We start from the raw sequence: 16219 nt of genomic DNA on the forward strand, positions 1-16219 counted from the left end.
CTCATTTTACCTTTCGATTTCCATATGCAAGTCTTGCGACCGGAGAGAGGAAGGGCATCATGCGCGCACAGGTCGTGATCATCGGCGGCGGTCCGGCGGGCCTGCTTCTGGGCCAGCTTCTGCACAGGCGCGGCATCGAGGCCGTGGTGCTTGAACGCAAGACCCGCGACTATGTGCTGGGTCGGATCCGCGCGGGCGTGCTGGAATCGGGACTGGTCGCGTTGCTGGAAGAGGCCGGGGTCGCCAACCGGCTTCGCGCAGAAGGTTTCGTGCATGACGGCACCCGGATCGCCGCCGGAGGCGAAATCTTTCATGTCGATTTCAAGGCGCTGACCGGCAAGCCGGTGATCGTCTATGGCCAGACCGAGATGACGCGCGATCTCTATGATGCACGGGCGGCGACGGGCGCGCGGACCGTCTTCGAGGTCGATCACGTCGCCATCCACGATGCCGATGGCGACGCGCCCTTCGTGACCTACGCGCAGAACGGCTCGGAACACCGCATCGACTGCGACTTCGTGGCCGGCTGCGACGGCTTTCACGGCATCAGCCGTCAGGCCATCCCGCTGAATCTGCGGCGGGAATACGAAAAGACCTATCCTTTCGGCTGGCTTGGCGTGCTGTCGCGCACGCCGCCGGTCGACGAGGAATTGATCTATGCCAATTCCGAACGCGGTTTCGCGCTGTGTTCGATGCGCAACGACAATCTGTCGCGCTACTACATCCAGTGCGCGCTGTCCGACCATCCCGAGGACTGGACCGACGCCGCCTTCTGGGCCGAGTTGCGCCGCCGCCTGCCCGAAGAGATCGCCGCACGCCTGGCGACCGGCCCGAGCATCGAGAAATCCATCGCCCCGCTGCGATCCTTCGTGACCGAGCCGATGCGGTGGGGGCGGCTGTTCCTGTGCGGCGATGCCGCCCATATCGTGCCGCCGACCGGCGCCAAGGGACTGAATCTTGCCGCCAGCGATGTGCATTACCTCTATCATGCGCTGGCGCAATTCTACGAGGAACGGGATCGCGAGGGGATCGAGCGCTATTCCGAACGGGCGCTGCTGCGGGTCTGGAAGGCCGAACGCTTCAGCTGGTGGTTCAGCAGTCTTCTGCACCGCTATCCGGATCAGAACCCCTTCGATCTGAAGATGCAGCAGGCCGAACTGGCTTTTCTGCGCGACAATCCCGCACAGCAGCGCGCCTTTGCGGAAAATTACGTGGGGCTGCCATACTGATGCTGAGCGCGACGATCAACGGGGTTGACCTGCATTACGCCGATGACGGTCCCGGCGATGGTCCGGCGCTGGTCTTCGCCAATTCGCTGGGCACCGATCTGCGGGTCTGGGACCGGCTGCTGCCCCATCTTCCCGACGGTCTGCGGGTGGTGCGATATGACAAGCGCGGCCACGGCCTGTCGCAGGACGCGCCCGGCCCCTGCACCATGGACGCGCTTGCGGATGATGCCGCCGGACTGATCGCGCATCTCGGCCTTTCGCGGCCGGTTTTCGTGGGCCTGTCCATCGGCGGGCTGATCGGATTGTCGCTGGCGCTGCGGCATCCGGGTCTGCTGGCCGGGCTGGTCGTGTCGAACAGCGCCGCAAAGATCGGCGAGGCGGCGATGTGGCGCGACCGGGTCGCCGCCATCCGCGCCGATGGTCTGGCCAGCATCGGACCGGCGACGATGGAGCGCTGGTTCTCGGCCGGCTTCCGCGCCAGCGGGGCCGCGTCGCCCTGGCAGCGGATGCTGGAGCGTCAGCCCCTGGAAGGCTATGCCGCCTGCTGCGAGGCCATCGCGGCCGCCGATCTGCGCAAGCAGGCGACCGGCCTGCGCCTGCCGGTGCAGATGATCGCGGGCGATCGGGACGGCGCCACCCCGCCCGGGATGGTGCAGGCCACGGCCGATCTGATTCCGGGCGCGCGCATGGACGTGATCCCCGGCGCGGGCCATATTCCCTGCGTGGAAACGCCGCGCGAATACGCCGCCATCATCACCCGCTTCCTGAAGGAGATCGGTCATGTCTGACACCCATTCGCAAGGGATGAAGGTCCGGCGCGAGGTTCTGGGCGATGCCCATGTCGATCGCGCCGAAGCCGAAAGAACCGATCTGGATGCGCCGTTCCAGGATCTGATCACCCGTTTCGCCTGGGGCACCGTCTGGGCCGGCGACGGCATCACGCGCCGCGAACGATCCATGCTGACGCTGGCGCTGCTGGCCGCAACCGGCAATTTCGAAGAAATTCCAATGCATATCCGTGCCACCGCGCAGACCGGGGCCAGCCCTCGGGACGTGCGCGAGGCGTTTCAGCATGTCGCGATCTATGCCGGCGTGCCGCGCGCCAATCACGCGCTGAAACTGGCGCGGGACACCTATGCCCAGATGGATGCCCGGCAAGGGGAGGTCAGCGAATGAAACCCGCCGAATACCACCAGCGCGACCGCAGCCTGCATCCGCCTGCGCTGACCCCGAAATACAAGACCAGCGTGGCCCGCAGCCCGCGCTGGCCGATGATCTCGCTGGAAAACACCATCAGCGAGATCACCGGCCCGCGGTTCGGCCATGCCGACATCGACCCGATCGACAACGATCTGATCCGCAACTACGCCAAAACCGGCGATCCTGTGGGCGAACGGATCATCGTCCATGGCCGCGTGCTGGATGAAAACGCGCGCCCGGTCCCCAATACCCTGGTCGAGATCTGGCAGGCCAATTCGGGCGGGCGCTATCGTCACAAGAAGGACACCTATCTTGCCCCGATCGACCCCAATTTCGGCGGCTGCGGGCGAACGCTGAGCGACGAGAACGGACAATACGCCTTTCGCACGATCAAGCCCGGCGCCTATCCGTGGCGCAACCGCGTCAATAACTGGCGCCCCGCCCATATCCATGTCTCGGTCTTCGGATCGGGCTTTCTGCAGCGACTCATCACCCAGCTTTACTTCGAGGGCGACCCGCTGATCGCGCATTGCCCCATCGTCCATGCCATCCCCGACAGGGACGCGGTCCAGCAATTGACGGCGAAACTGGATCTGAACGCCACGATCCCGCTGGATTCCATCGCCTATAAATTCGACATTGTGCTGCGCGGCCGCCGCTCGACCCTGTTCGAGAACCGGCTGGAGGGAAACTGATGCCACAGGAATTGCACTATCTGCGCGAATCCGCATCCCAGACCGCGGGCCCCTATGTCCATATCGGTCTGGCGCCCGGCGCTGCGGGCTTTGACATCTATCGCGAGGAACTGGGCCGCGACATCGCCGGGCCGAATGCGAAGGGACAGCGGATCCGGGTCGAGGGGCTGGTCATCGACGGCACGGGAAGCCCGGTCAAGGATGTCCTGCTGGAGGTCTGGCAGGCCAATGCGAACGGGCATTACGCCCATCCCGAGGGCGGCGGCCCGGTCGAGGACGGATTTCGCGGCTGGGGGCGTGTGATCACCGACTTCGACAGCGGCGAATGGGGCTTCGACACGGTGAAGCCGGGGCCGGTTCCGGGGCGGAACGGATCGGTGCAGGCGCCGCATCTGAATTTGTGGATCGTCGCGCGCGGGATCAATATCGGGTTGAACACGCGGATGTATTTCCCTGACGAGGCCGACGCGAATGCCGCCGATCCGGTCATCAACCTGATCGAATGGGAAAAGCGCCGCGCCACCCTGATCGCGCGGCAATCCGAGGATCGCGACGGCGTTCCGGTCTATCGCTTCGACATTCGTCTGCAGGGCGATGACGAAACCGTTTTCTTCGATATCTGAGGGGGTCTCATGTCCCAACCCTGCATCATCTGCGTGGCGATCACCGGCTCGGTTCCGACCAAGGCCGACAATCCCGCCGTTCCGGTCACCCTGTCCGAACAGGTCGAAAGCACGCAGGCCGCGTTCGAGGCGGGCGCCAGCATCGCGCATTGCCATGTCCGCGACGACGAGGGCAAACCCACCAGCGATCCCGACCGGTTCGCGGCGCTGAAAGAGGGGATCCAGACGCATTGCCCCGGCATGATCGTGCAGCTTTCCACGGGCGGGCGGTCGGGTGCGGGGCGGGCGCGGGGCGGCATGCTGTCGCTGTCGCCCGAGATGGCGTCGCTGTCGGTCGGCTCGAACAACTTTCCGACGCGGGTCTATGACAATCCGCCCGATCTGGTCGATTGGCTGGCGGGCGAAATGATTGCCCACGACGTCAAGCCCGAGATCGAGGCCTTCGATCTGTCCCACATCTTTCAGGCCGCGAAGATGTGGAAGGATGGCCGCATCCGCGACACGCCCTATGTGCAATTCGTGATGGGGGTGAAGAACGCGATGCCGGTCGATCGCGCGGTGTTCGACTTCTACCGCGCCACCGTCGCGCGGCTGTTCGGCGAGAATGCGGCATGGTGCGCGGCCGGGATCGGCCAGAACCAGATCGTGCTGAACGAATGGGCGATCTCGACGGGCGGCCATGCCCGGACGGGACTTGAGGACAACGTGCGACTGGACCGCAAGACGCTGGCCCCGTCGAACGCGGCGCTGGTGCAGCGGGCGGCTGATCTGTGCAGCCGGTATGACCGCCCCGTGGCCAGCCCGGCGCAGGCGCGGCAGATCCTGGGATTGCGGGCCGCATGACCCTGACCGACGGTCTTTTCGGGGATGAGGAACTGGGCCGTGCCATGGGCGCCCGCGCCCAGATCGCCGCCATGCTGAAGGCCGAGGCCGCGCTGGCGCGCGCGCAGGGAAGGCTCGGGATCATCCCCGAAACGGCGTCGGGGTCGGTTTCCGAAACAGCCGAGAATCTGCGGCCGGACCCGTCCGAACTGGCGGCAGGCATGGCTGCGGCGGGCATCGCGGCGCAGCCGGTGATCGCCGCCCTGAAATCCGCCTGTGGCGGGGATGGTGCCTGGGCGCATTTCGGCGCGACCTCCCAGGATATCCAGGATACCGGGCTGGTGCTGCAACTGCGCGATGCCCTGCGGATTGTCGAGGATCGGCTGGCCGATCTGGAGGCCGTCCTGCATCGAAAGGCGCGCGACCATGCCGGTCTGCCGATCCCTGCACGCACGCGATACCAGATTGCCGCGCCAACCACCCTGGGCGCGAAGATCGCCGTCTGGCGCGCGCCCCTGCCCCGACACCGGCTGCGGCTGGATCAGTTGCGGCCGCGCCTTCTGAACGTCTCGCTTCACGGCGCCGCCGGCACCGGCGCCGCGCTGAGCCCGCAGATGGGGGCGGTCCGGGCCGCCATGGCCGAGGAACTTGGCCTGGGCGCGCCGGATGTGGCCTGGCACGCAACCCGCGATGCGATCTGCGAACTGGGCGGCTGGCTGGCGCTGGTCACCGGGACGCTGGGCAAGATGGGGGCCGATCTGATCCTGCTGGGTCAATCGGAAATCAGCGAGGTTGCGGCGGGCACGGGCGGGGCATCATCGACCATGCCGCAGAAATCCAACCCGGTCGCGGCCGAGGCGCTGGTGGCGCTGGCGCGGCTGAACGCGGGGGCGGTGGGAACGCTGCATCAGGCGATGATCCATGCCCAGGAACGCGATGGCAGCGCGCTGGCGATCGAATGGCAGGTGCTGCCCGACATGATGATCCGGACCGGCGCGGCCTTGCGACTGGCCCTGGACCTGGCCCGCAGCCTGACCCCGCGCCCGGATCGGATCGCCGCGACCTTCGCGGCCGATCGCGGCGCGATGCTGGCCGAGGCGGCGGGCTTTCATCTTGCCCGCCAGATGCCACGCGGCGATGCGCTGAAGATCGTCGCCGCTGCGCTGGCAGAACTGGCCACCGACGAGACCGAAACCCTGGCGGGGGCGCTGGCGCGGCTGGCCCCCGGCCATGACTGGTCGCGAATCCTCGCGCCAGAGGCGAATACGGGCGATGCCGCGATGCAGGCCCGGCTGTCATAGAACCAAAGGGAGGAGAGATCATGAAGACCTTGCTGATCGCCAGTGTCACGCTGGCCGCGATGTCCGGCGCGGGCGCCGCGCAAGAGGTAACCCTGCGCGTGCAGCACTTTCTGTCGGCCGACGCGCCGATCCAGAAGGGCGTGCTGGAGCCGTGGAAAAAGGCGGTCGAGGAACAATCGGGCGGCCGGATCGACGTGCAGATCTACCCGTCGATGCAGCTGGGCGGCAAGCCGCCGCAGCTTTTCGATCAGGCCCGCGACGGCGTGGTGGACGTGGCCTGGACGCTGCTGGGCTATACGCCGGGCCGGTTCCCGGCCTCGGAGGCGTTCGAGTTGCCCTTCATGTCCGGCACCGCGACCGAGACGACGATGGCCTTGCAGGAATACCAGACGAAATACATGGGCGATGAGCTGAAGGATGTGAAACCCCTGCTGATCCACGCCCCCGCCGCCTACAAGTTCCACACCAAGGGCAAGCCGATCCAGTCGATGGCCGACCTGAAGGGTCTGAAGATCCGCGCCCCCTCGCGCACCATGACCGACGGGCTGAACGCGCTTGGCGCGACCGCCGTCGGGATGCCGGTCCCCGAAGTGCCGCAGGCGCTGACGACCGGCGTCATAGACGGCGCGGTGATTCCCTGGGAGGTTTTCGGCAGCCTGCGCATCGAGAACGTGACGCAGGATCACACCGAATTCGGAACCGAGAATGGCGGGTTGTCCACCTCGGTCATGGCGCTGGTGATGAACAAGGCGAAATACGACAATCTCCCCGACGATCTGAAAAAGGTGATCGACGACAATTCCGGCGCGGCGCTGGCGGCGCTGGCCGGCGAAGCCTTCGACAAGGCCGAGGCGGCCGAGCGTCAGAAGGCGGTCGACGCGGGTCACAATATCGTCGTGATTCCCGAGGATCGCCTGGGCGAATGGCAACAGGCCAGTCAGCCCGTGATCGACGCCTGGGTGAAATCCATGGGCGAAAACGGTCAGGCGATGCTGGACGATGCCAAGGCGATGCTGGCCGGGGCACGGGGCAAATAGGGCTGCGGCAGGGCAAGGCCCCGCGCGCGGGGCCCTTGGGGCGGGCGCTGCGACCGGGCATGTCGGGCGCCCTGCGCTGCGATCCATCCCCATCCCCTCGCCGCGCCCGGCCCCGCGCCCGGCCCCGATCCAGGCCGCGGCCGGGCGGATACCTTCCGGGCAGCGTGACGGCCCGCGGCGTCCGATCTGCACATGTTCAAGGGAGACGGCCATGAGCGACGATCCGACCGAACGCCCCCATCCGGTGCCGCTGCCGCGATGGCTGTCGGCCCTGTGCCGATGGTTCGCCGCTTTGGGCGGAATCACCCTGCTGGCGATGATGCTGATGACCGTGATCAGCGTCACCCGGCGCAGCCTGCTGGGCGCGCCCATTCCCGGTGATTTCGAACTGGTCGAGATCGGCAGCGCCATCGCCATCTTCTGCTTTCTGCCCTGGTGCCAGTCCACCGGCGGCAACGTCCTGGTCGATTTCTTTACCCAGAACGCCAGCCCGCGCCTCAACCACCGGCTGGAGGCCCTGGGCGATCTGCTCTACCTGCTGATTGCCGCGCTGCTGTTCTGGCGGATGATCCCCGGCGGGCTGGAGATGCGCCAATATGGCGAGCAGTCCATGGTCCTGCGCATTCCGGTGTGGTGGAGCTTCATCGTCATCCTGCCGGCCATGGCGCTGCTGGTCGCCACCTGCGCCGCGACCATGATCGGCCATCTGGGAAAGGCCCGCGCATGAGCGGCGTCGCCGCCGGGCTGACGGGTTTCGCGGTGCTGCTGGCGCTGATGGCCATCCGTGTCCCCATCGGGGTCGCGATGATGACGGTGGGTGTAGGCGGATATGCCGCATGGACCGGTGTGTCGCCGCTGCTGGCATTCCTGAAAACCTCGACCTACTACCAGTTCTCGACCTATTCGCTGTCGGTCATCCCGCTTTTCGTGCTGATGGGCGAATTCGCCACGCAGGCCGGGATGAGCCGGGCGCTGTACCGCACCGCCGCTGCCTTTCTGGGCCATCGCAAGGGCGGACTGGCGATGGCCTCGATCGGCGGATGCGCGGCCTTCGGCGCGATCTGCGGATCCTCGCTGGCGACCGCCGCCACCATGGGACAGGTCGCCCTGCCCGAGATGAAGCGATACAATTACAGCGGCGCGCTGGCCACAGGCTCGCTGGCGGCGGGCGGCACGCTGGGCATCCTGATCCCGCCGTCGGTGATCCTGGTCCTCTATGCGCTGATGGCCGAGATGAGCATCGCCACCATGTTCGTGGCGGCGATGGTGCCGGGCGTGCTGGCCGCGCTTGGCTACATGGCCGCGATCGCCATCTTCGTCGCCCGCAATCCCGATGACGGTCCGGCCGGCCCACGCGCGACATGGGCTCAGCGGATGGGCGCGCTGCGCGAGACGTGGTCGCTGATCGTGATCTTCGCGCTGGTCATCGTCGGGATGTATCGCGGCTGGTTCACGCCCACCGAAGCGGCGGCGGTCGGCGCCTTCGGCACCGGTGTCCTTGCGGTGCTGCATGGCGGGATGCGGCTGACGGGGATCGCGCGATGCCTGCGCGGCACGGCCACGACCTCGGCCATGATCTTCCTGATCCTGCTGGGGGCCGAGACCTTCAACGCCTTTCTGGCCCAGACCCGGACGCCGATGCTGCTGGCGGAAGCGATCCGGAATTCCGGCCTGACGCCGATGCTGGTCCTGCTGGCGATGCTGGCGCTGTATCTGGTGCTGGGCTGCGTCATGGATTCGATGTCCATGCTGCTGCTGACCATCCCGATCTTCTATCCGATCATCGCGGGTCTCGATTTCGGGATGCCGCGCGAGGAGACCCTGATCTGGTTCGGAATCCTCTCGGTCGTGGTGGTCGAGGTGGGCCTGATCACGCCGCCGGTGGGCATGAACGTCTTCGTCATCAACGGCATGGCAAGGGACGTGCCGATGATCGAAAGCTTCCGCGGCGTCCTGCCTTTCCTGATCAGCGACATCATCCGCATCGCCGCGCTGATCGCCTTTCCGGTCGTCACGCTGGGGCTGGTGCGGCTGCTGGGCTGAAATTTCGCAGAAGGCAGAAGTTCGCAAGACCCGTCACCCTGGGTGCCGCGTTGTCGGCCGATCGTGCCGACCGAGAATCGGGACGAATACTCAGCCCTATGGCGGGCTTGGTCGGGGACATGTTCGGATTTAGGCTGGCAGCCGCACGGATCATGCAAGGGAGGGAAAGCAGGATGCCGGTCTATCTGATCGCGAATGTCACCGTGACGGACGATGCCTGGGTGCCGGGCTATGCCGCGAAGGTCCACGAGATCGCGGCCAAGCACGGCGGCCGCTATCTGTCGCGCAGCGGCAATATCGAGACGATCGAGGGCACGCCGCCGGGCTGCACGTTGATCGCGCTGATCGAATTCCCCTCGCGCGAGGCGGTCCGCGCCTTTGCCGAGGATCCCGAATACGCCCCCTTCGCGGAAGGCCGCAGAAAGGGCAGCGTCAGCGATTTTCACGTCATCGACGACAGCGACCTTGCCGGCGGCATTCCCTATCTGCCCAAGGGATAGATCAGGCAGATTGTCGATGCCTCGCGGACATGTCACAGAGGGGGCGGCAACGCGGCCCTCCTGACGGCTGCGGCGAGGGTGGAGTGCGCGAGGTGATGCAGTTCAGTTACGAGGGACGGACGATCCGGATCAACCTGCCGGACATGCCCGCCCTGATGACCGAAATCGCGCGTCGGCTGCACAAGGGCGAGGGTTTCGCGCTGGCCACGCTGAACCTGGATCATCTGGTCAAGTTGCGCAGCGATCCCCAATTCCGCCAGGCCTATGCGGAACAGGATCTGGTCTGCGCCGACGGCAATCCCGTGGTCTGGCTGTCGCGGTGTGCCGGGCGGCCGGTCACGCTGGTTCCCGGATCGGACATCGTGATTCCGCTGGCGCGGCTTGCCGCAGCGGAAGACGCACCCATCGCGCTTGTCGGCTCGACGATGGCGGCGCTGGACGCGGCCGCCGAAAGCCTGAGCCGTGCAGCGCCGGGTATCACCATCGCGGCCCGGATCGCGCCGCCGATGGGTTTCGATCCGGCAAGCCCCTCGGCCGGACGATTGCTGGAAGAGGTCCAGGCATCGGGCGCAAGGTTGTGTTTTCTGGCGCTTGGGGCGCCAAAGCAGGAACTGCTGGCGGCGCGGGGTCGGCGCGAAACACCGGAGGTGGGCTTTGCCTCGATCGGCGCAGGGCTGGATTTCCTGGCCGGGAACCAGCGCCGCGCGCCGTTGTGGGTGCGCCGGCTGGCGATGGAATGGGCATGGCGCATGGCCACGGCCCCGCGCCGCCTGATGCCGCGCTATGCGCGCTGCGCGGCGATCCTGCCGGCGGAACTGGCCGCGGCGCTGAAGCTGCGCCGCTAGCAGTCGAGGCAGGAAAAAACCGGCAGTGAACAACCGCCGGTCCCATCGTATCGGAAGACTGGTCCGTCAGCAGCCCGTGGCGCGCATCACCACCAGAACCGTGCGCCACAGCAGCGTCACGTCGGTGGTCAGGCTGACCGAACGTTCGTAGCGGTCATCATAGAAGGCGCGCGAAGAAAAGCTGCAACGGTTGCGTTCGCTGGTCTGCCAGAAGCCGGTGATGCCCGGACGCAGACGATAATAGGCCTCGCCCTCGTACATGACCTGCTGTTCGGGAAGCATGGGGCGCGGTCCGACCAGACTCATGTCTCCACGCAGCACGTTCCACAATTGCGGAAGCTCGTCCATTGAACACTTGCGCAGAAGGCGGCCCGTGCGGGTGACGCGCGGGTCGTCGCGCAATTTCTGGGACAGATCCCATTCGCTGCGCGCCTTGTCGTCGCTGGCCAGGTGATCCGCCAGGCGCTGATCGGCATCGACGACCATGCTGCGCAGCTTCCACATGCGATATCGCCGGCCATCCCTGCCCACCCGTTCCTGCGAATAGAACGGCTTGCCCCCGTCGAGCATGACCAGAATGGCCAGCGCGATCACAACGGGAAGAATGACCGGCGAAGTCAGAAGCACGATCAGCACGTCAAGCGGACGCTTGAACATGCTGCGATAGACCCAAGGCACTGATTTACTTAAATTGACGGGGGCCGGAACCACGGCAACCATTTGCTCTTCAACAGCCATTTTTCAACCTACACCACACAATTGCAACTTTCGCTCCGGACAGAGGCAGGTTCGAGCCTCCGCATGGAGGTCGCACTCACCTCCGCGAAACCGCGCCGTTCTGGCTGCTTTCCGAAACGTCTTCCTAACGGGATCACTCTATCATCGGGGGCGGTTTCGCGAATAGCTAAAATTTTACGATTAGTTCTGAAAGACCTGCCTTTTGAGTCAGGTCGCGGGCGGTTCGGCAATCGCAAGGATTAATGTCTGATAGGTTCACAACCAATGGTTGCCAACGGACGGAAATCCGCAAAGCTGATTCGCCCGATGAGCGGAGAATCGCCGGAAAGAGGAGGATGTCGGGACAGGCTGGTGCGGGTGGTCGGACTCGAACCGACACTCCTTGCGGAAAGGGTGTTTGAGACCCTCGCGTCTACCATTCCGCCACACCCGCAGCCTGTCGTCCCCGATGGCAGACGGGAACCGGGCCTTCGCCCTGGCACGCCGGCGACTCGGGCAGCCGGCGTTGGGGACGGTATCACTTGGGCCGCGGCAATTTGCAACCCGCCTTGCGTTGCGTCACGCCCGGCCCAGTCGTTCCAGCCGCGCCGCCCGCAACCGGGAAAAATCCTCGCCAGCATGATAGGACGACCGCGTCAACGGCGTGGCCGAGACCATCAGGAACCCCTTGCCGAACGCGGTCTTTTCGTAGCTTGCGAATTCCTCGGGCGTGACGAACCGATCCACGCGGTGATGTTTCGGCGTCGGTTGCAGATACTGGCCGATGGTCATGAAATCCACATCCGCCGCGCGCATGTCATCCATCACCTGCAACACGCCCTGCCGGTCCTCGCCCAGACCGACCATGATGCCCGATTTGGTGAACATCGCCGGATCCAGTTCCTTGACCCGCTGCAACAGCCGCAGCGAATGGAAATAACGCGCGCCGGGCCGGACCGAAGGATAGAGGCCGGGCACGGTTTCAAGGTTGTGGTTGAACACATCCGGCCGTGCCTCGACCACGGTCTCCAGCGCACCGGCGGCCGATTTCAGAAAATCGGGGACCAGCACCTCGATGGTGGACGCGGGGCTGCGGTGGCGGATGGCGCGAATCGTCTGGGCGAAATGTTCGGCCCCGCCATCATCCAGGTCGTCGCGGTCCACGCTGGTGATGACGACATGATTCAGGCCCAGCTTCTGCACCGCATGGGCCACGCGCCCCGGCTCGAACACGTCCAGCGCGTCCGGCCGGCCGGTGGAGACATTGCAGAACGTGCAGCCGCGGGTGCAGATCTCGCCCATGATCATCATCGTGGCGTGACCCTGGCTCCAGCATTCGCCGACATTGGGGCAGCCCGCCTCTTCGCAGACGGTCGAGAGGCGGTGTTCCTTCATGATGTCGCGGGTGCGCTTGTAGCCTTCGCTGACCGGCGCCTTGACCCGGATCCAGGCCGGCTTCTTCGGCTGGTCCTGATCGGGCCGGTGAGCCTTTTCCGGGTGGCGCAGGCGCGGAATCCGGGATTGCGGCGGGACGGTGCTGGTATCGGCCATGTCAACGCTTTCGCTGGGTTTCGTTCTAGGTAAACACAAAGACGCAGCGGATCAACGCCGCGCGCTGCCCGCCGGGGTCATGACGGCCATGTCATCGGGCCCCAGCAGCGCCGCCCCGGCATCGGCAAGGATCGCGGCCAGATCCTCGAACCAGCCCTGCGAGGGGGTCGAGGCGCGGCGCAGCAGCACCACCTCGCGGGCGGGCTGTGGCGCGGGAAAGCGGATCGCGGTCAGCCCTGGCGCCGCCGCGATTTCCTGCGCGGCGGCGATTTCGGGCAGGAAGGTCAAGCCCATTCCCTGCGCGGCAAGGCGGCACAACGTCGCCAGCGATGCCGCGCCCAGATCAAGCCGCGCCGAACCGCGTTCCAGCCCGCAGACCTCCAGCGCCTGATCGCCGAGGCAATGCCCCTCGTCCAGCAGCAGCAACTGGCCGGGATCCAGATCTCGCGGCTCGGGCGGGTCGTCGCGAAGACGGGCGATCCGGGCCGCGCTGCCAGCCAGCAGGAACCGGTCGACGAACAGCGGCGCGGATTCCAGATCGTCGTTGCGGGTCGGCGTGGCGACCACGGCGGCATCCAGCCGTCCGGCGATCAACTCATCCAGCAGGCGTTCGGTCCGGGCCTCGCGCAGATGCAGATCGCGGCCGATATCGCGGGCGCGCAGCACCGGCAGCGCCTGCGGCAGCAGATAGGGGGCGACGGTCGGAATCATGCCCAGCATCAACCGGCCGCCCTGACCCGGCCGCCGCAAGCCCTGTTCCAGCCCCGCCATTGCCGCCATGACCCGGCGGGCATCGCGTTCCAGCGCCCGGCCCTGCGGGGTCAGCACCACGCCCGAGGGCGTCCGCTCGACCAGGCGCGCGCCGGCGGCGTCTTCCAGAGCGCGGATCTGCATCGACAGGGCGGGCTGGCTGACATGACTGATTTCCGCTGCACGGGTGAAATGGCCGTGCCGGGCCAGCGCGAGGAAATAGCGAAGCTGCCGCAAGGTGATGTTCATAAGACAGGCTGATACCCCAGGGGTTCGTCGCGGATTTCAGTTTATAGCCTGGCACCGCCCGATTCAACCTGGCCAGGACGAACCAGTTCGACAGCACGGCGTTCCCACCGCTTTCTTCCCGCCGCATACCGGGGCATATTTGGACCGACGTGAATGGGCGGAAAGCGAAAAAAAAGGCGCCCTTTCGGACGCCCTTGGCCAAAATGTCACGGCATGGCTCAGCCGATCAGACGCGAACCGGTGCCGTAGGTTTCGGCATAATGGCGTTCCAGGCGCATCAACGCCAGACGCAACACGATCTTGCCCGACCGCGCCGACCAGCCGAGACGCCTTTCGGTCTGCTCGATTCCCTCGAGGAAGCAGCAGACCCGCAGCACGATATCGCCCATGCCGGGCCCCAGATCGCGCAACGCAACCGCGACCCGATCACGCGCGGATTCCGATCCGCCCCGGTAACCGCCGGCATGATACGAGACATCGATACCCGCGGTCATGAAGCCGTCCCAGTTCTGCGTGATGCGCGGTCCCATCTGCGCCAGCTCGAAATCCTCGCGCAGCCTCTCGCCCGCCCCGACCATCCCGGGCGTCAGGAACGGCCGTCCGTCCAGATCCCGACGACGCGCCAACAGCAAAAGCGGGCTTTCGGCGATGTTGACGCGGGCGCGGCGGCGCTTGCCGTCTTCGGGATCCTGGATCAGCCGGTTTTCCCAGACCCGATGCTGTTCGGCATGGTCGGGCGCCGTCTCGTCAGCCTTGCCCGGGACGGGGCGGGCATCGCTGAATTCCTGCGGCCCGGGAACCGCGTTGCGCTGGCGGGGCGAACGCAACATGGCGCGCAACGCATCGCGCCCCGCCGGCGCGATCGCATAGCGCTGGATCCGGGCCGAGCCGGACATCTGGACCACCCAGCCCTTCAGCGCCATCGTCTCGGCCAGGGCGCGCGGAAGGACGGCGGTGCGAATATCGTTGCGGGTGATGATCGCCTTTTCCATGCCATCGGCCGTGCCCATGACCGCGCCCGGTTCGGCCAGCCGTCTCAGCACGCGCATCGCCTGGCGACCGTCAGTGACCACAGGCCGCGCGACATCGGCGGCCGCGTTCAGCGCACCGTCGATCAGCGGATCGTCGCGCCGGGCCTCGAAGCGGCGGATCCGGCGCAGGATCGTCGAAGCGTGGCAACCCGCCTCGCGCGCCAGGGCACGGATCGTTTCCCCCTTCTCGACATGGCGCAGATAAAGGCGCGCATCTTCGGGCAGATCGGCGGCGGTGGCAGGCGTGGCGCTGGTTTCCGATCGGTGCTCCGCAAAGCTTGCATCGATTGCGAACTCACCGGTCAAAATGGTCATGTCTTGTCCCTCGTCATCCTCGGATGGACCTGGCAGATGGACCACCCTGGGTTGAATGAAAGCCCGTTAAAAACAGGCTAATTTATCCACATAGACGCAACATTCCCTAACAAATCCTAAAGATTTCTTTCCCCTCCGCGCGGTGCATCAAAGGGTAAGGCAACACACGTCAAAGTTGTGTGAACCTGCCTGTGTCACCACTTGCAGGAACCACGCCCATGATCGACAGCCCCAACGTCATTGCCTTCCGTCCGCGGCAGAACCAGGCCGCCCTGCGCCGTCCGCGCATCCTGATCCGGGCCGCCCGCGAGGGCCAGGCCGGCTGGCGGCGCGACCGCGATCTGCCGCGCCTGCTGCGCAGTGACCACTGCCCGCTGCCGGGCGCCTGTCTGTCGCGCCTGCGCGCGGAAGAGGCGATGCTGGAAGAGGCTCGGCAGGAAAAATCCGCCGAATACGACGTTCAGCGCCATGTCCTGCTGATGGTCGCGATCCTGGCCGAAATGCGCGCCGCGGTCCAGGCCGTGCCGGTGCCCGACCTTGCCGCAGCCGCGATCAATGCCGTGGCGATCAGCGTCCGCGGAACAGTGAGCCGAGCACACCCCTGACCAGCGCCTGCCCGGACTTGGTTCCCAGCTGCCGGGCAAGGCTTTTCCCGAAGGTCTCCAGAACCGTGTCGCTGCGCGAGCTTCGGCTGCGCGATCCGGTTCGCGACGATTCTTTCGCGCTCGGCTCGTAGCGGCGGCCGCGGCTGCCCTGGGCCTGTTTCATGTCGAAGAGATCGTCATCCGGGGTTGGCGACGCGCCGGTCCTGGCTTCGGCGCCGGCACGCGCGGCCTGTTCCGCGCGATCGGACAGAATCTCTTGCGCCGATTGGCGATCAAGGGGGGTGTCGTATTTCGCACCCAGTCCCGAAGCGGCCAAGGACGCGGCGCGTTCGGATTCGGAAATCGTGCCGAGCCGGCTGAACGGCGGGCGGATCAGCGTGCGTTGAACAACGCCCGGCACCCCCTTGCTTTCCAGCAGCGAGGTTACCGCCTCGCCGGTGCCGACATTCCGGATCGCCTCGGCCGTATCGAAGTCGGGATTGGCGCGGTAGTTTTCGGCCGCCAGGCGCAGCGCCTTCTGGTCCTTGGCCGTAAAGGCGCGCAGCGCGTGCTGGATGCGATTGCCCAATTGGCCCAGAACATCCTCGGGGATGTCGGTCGGGCTTTGGCTGATGAACCAGATGCTGACGCCTTTCGAGCGGATCAGCCGGGCCACGCGCTCGACCTTGTCGATCAAGGCCTTGGGTGCATCATCGAACAGCAGATG

Annotated in this window: 18 protein-coding genes and 1 tRNA gene; 13 read left to right on the forward strand and 6 right to left on the reverse strand. The window is 66.1% G+C overall.

The window, feature by feature from the left end:
* Window positions 1–59 precede the first annotated feature (59 nt).
* The 12 genes from pobA to B4L36_RS09050 all read left to right on the forward strand — a co-directional run bounded on the left by pobA (window position 60) and on the right by B4L36_RS09050 (window position 10295).
* Window positions 60–1229 (forward strand): 4-hydroxybenzoate 3-monooxygenase, encoded by a 1170-nt coding sequence (gene pobA / locus B4L36_RS08995; protein ID WP_292955672.1) that lies wholly within the window; start codon window positions 60–62, stop codon window positions 1227–1229.
* Window positions 1229–2017 (forward strand): 3-oxoadipate enol-lactonase, encoded by a 789-nt coding sequence (gene pcaD / locus B4L36_RS09000; protein ID WP_292955675.1) that lies wholly within the window; start codon window positions 1229–1231, stop codon window positions 2015–2017. Before pobA ends, pcaD begins: the two co-directional genes overlap by 1 nt.
* On the forward strand, window positions 2010–2405 hold the full coding sequence (pcaC, locus tag B4L36_RS09005) for a 4-carboxymuconolactone decarboxylase (RefSeq protein ID WP_292955678.1): 396 nt from the start codon (window positions 2010–2012) through the stop codon (window positions 2403–2405). Before pcaD ends, pcaC begins: the two co-directional genes overlap by 8 nt.
* Window positions 2402–3124, forward strand: coding sequence for a protocatechuate 3,4-dioxygenase subunit beta (pcaH, locus tag B4L36_RS09010; RefSeq protein ID WP_292955681.1), 723 nt, complete (start codon window positions 2402–2404; stop codon window positions 3122–3124). The genes pcaC and pcaH overlap by 4 nt, the downstream gene beginning before the upstream one ends.
* Window positions 3124–3747, forward strand: coding sequence for a protocatechuate 3,4-dioxygenase subunit alpha (gene pcaG / locus B4L36_RS09015; RefSeq protein ID WP_292955684.1), 624 nt, complete (start codon window positions 3124–3126; stop codon window positions 3745–3747). Before pcaH ends, pcaG begins: the two co-directional genes overlap by 1 nt.
* A gap of 9 nt (window positions 3748–3756) precedes the next feature.
* Complete coding sequence (locus tag B4L36_RS09020) at window positions 3757–4590, forward strand: 3-keto-5-aminohexanoate cleavage protein (protein WP_292955687.1); 834 nt, start codon at window positions 3757–3759, stop codon at window positions 4588–4590.
* On the forward strand, window positions 4587–5870 hold the full coding sequence (locus B4L36_RS09025) for a lyase family protein (protein WP_292955690.1): 1284 nt from the start codon (window positions 4587–4589) through the stop codon (window positions 5868–5870). The genes B4L36_RS09020 and B4L36_RS09025 overlap by 4 nt, the downstream gene beginning before the upstream one ends.
* Window positions 5871–5890: 20 nt before the next feature.
* Entirely contained in the window at window positions 5891–6907 is a 1017-nt protein-coding gene (locus B4L36_RS09030) for a TRAP transporter substrate-binding protein (RefSeq protein ID WP_292955693.1), read from the forward strand.
* Window positions 6908–7118: 211 nt separating this feature from the next.
* The gene (locus B4L36_RS09035) at window positions 7119–7634 is read left to right on the forward strand and encodes a TRAP transporter small permease (protein ID WP_292955696.1); all 516 of its coding nucleotides are present in this window, start codon (window positions 7119–7121) and stop codon (window positions 7632–7634) included.
* Window positions 7631–8950 (forward strand): TRAP transporter large permease, encoded by a 1320-nt coding sequence (locus B4L36_RS09040; RefSeq protein ID WP_292955699.1) that lies wholly within the window; start codon window positions 7631–7633, stop codon window positions 8948–8950. The genes B4L36_RS09035 and B4L36_RS09040 overlap by 4 nt, the downstream gene beginning before the upstream one ends.
* 173 nt (window positions 8951–9123) lie before the next feature.
* On the forward strand, window positions 9124–9450 hold the full coding sequence (locus B4L36_RS09045) for a DUF1330 domain-containing protein (protein ID WP_292955702.1): 327 nt from the start codon (window positions 9124–9126) through the stop codon (window positions 9448–9450).
* 95 nt (window positions 9451–9545) lie between these two features.
* The gene (locus B4L36_RS09050) at window positions 9546–10295 is read left to right on the forward strand and encodes a WecB/TagA/CpsF family glycosyltransferase (RefSeq protein WP_292955705.1); all 750 of its coding nucleotides are present in this window, start codon (window positions 9546–9548) and stop codon (window positions 10293–10295) included.
* A gap of 66 nt (window positions 10296–10361) precedes the next feature.
* Here the strand turns inward: B4L36_RS09050 and B4L36_RS09055 are convergent, their stop codons facing one another.
* The 5 genes from B4L36_RS09055 to B4L36_RS09075 form a co-directional block, all read right to left on the reverse strand.
* A complete protein-coding gene (locus B4L36_RS09055; RefSeq protein ID WP_292955708.1) occupies window positions 10362–11033 on the reverse strand; it encodes a sugar transferase in 672 nt (223 codons plus the stop codon).
* A gap of 349 nt (window positions 11034–11382) precedes the next feature.
* A tRNA-Leu gene (locus B4L36_RS09060) sits at window positions 11383–11466 on the reverse strand.
* Between the two features lie 125 nt (window positions 11467–11591).
* Window positions 11592–12563 carry a lipoyl synthase gene (gene lipA, locus B4L36_RS09065; RefSeq protein WP_292955712.1) on the reverse strand — a complete coding sequence of 324 codons (972 nt, stop codon included), beginning with the start codon at window positions 12561–12563 and terminating at the stop codon, window positions 11592–11594.
* A gap of 51 nt (window positions 12564–12614) precedes the next feature.
* On the reverse strand, window positions 12615–13562 hold the full coding sequence (locus B4L36_RS09070) for a hydrogen peroxide-inducible genes activator (RefSeq protein WP_292955715.1): 948 nt from the start codon (window positions 13560–13562) through the stop codon (window positions 12615–12617).
* Between the two features lie 218 nt (window positions 13563–13780).
* Entirely contained in the window at window positions 13781–14908 is a 1128-nt protein-coding gene (locus B4L36_RS09075) for a DUF6456 domain-containing protein (protein ID WP_292955718.1), read from the reverse strand.
* A gap of 218 nt (window positions 14909–15126) precedes the next feature.
* Here B4L36_RS09075 and B4L36_RS09080 point away from each other — a divergent pair, with 218 nt between their 5' ends.
* Window positions 15127–15513 (forward strand): DUF6477 family protein, encoded by a 387-nt coding sequence (locus tag B4L36_RS09080; protein ID WP_292955721.1) that lies wholly within the window; start codon window positions 15127–15129, stop codon window positions 15511–15513.
* Here the strand turns inward: B4L36_RS09080 and B4L36_RS09085 are convergent.
* A partial coding sequence (locus tag B4L36_RS09085) for a helicase HerA-like domain-containing protein (RefSeq protein ID WP_292955724.1) occupies window positions 15476–16219 on the reverse strand: 744 nt, incomplete at its 5' end. The two genes, B4L36_RS09080 and B4L36_RS09085, sit on opposite strands and share 38 nt — an antisense overlap.

This window comes from Paracoccus sp. UBA889 (assembly GCA_002294185.1).
In the GTDB taxonomy this organism is placed as follows: domain Bacteria; phylum Pseudomonadota; class Alphaproteobacteria; order Rhodobacterales; family Rhodobacteraceae; genus Paracoccus.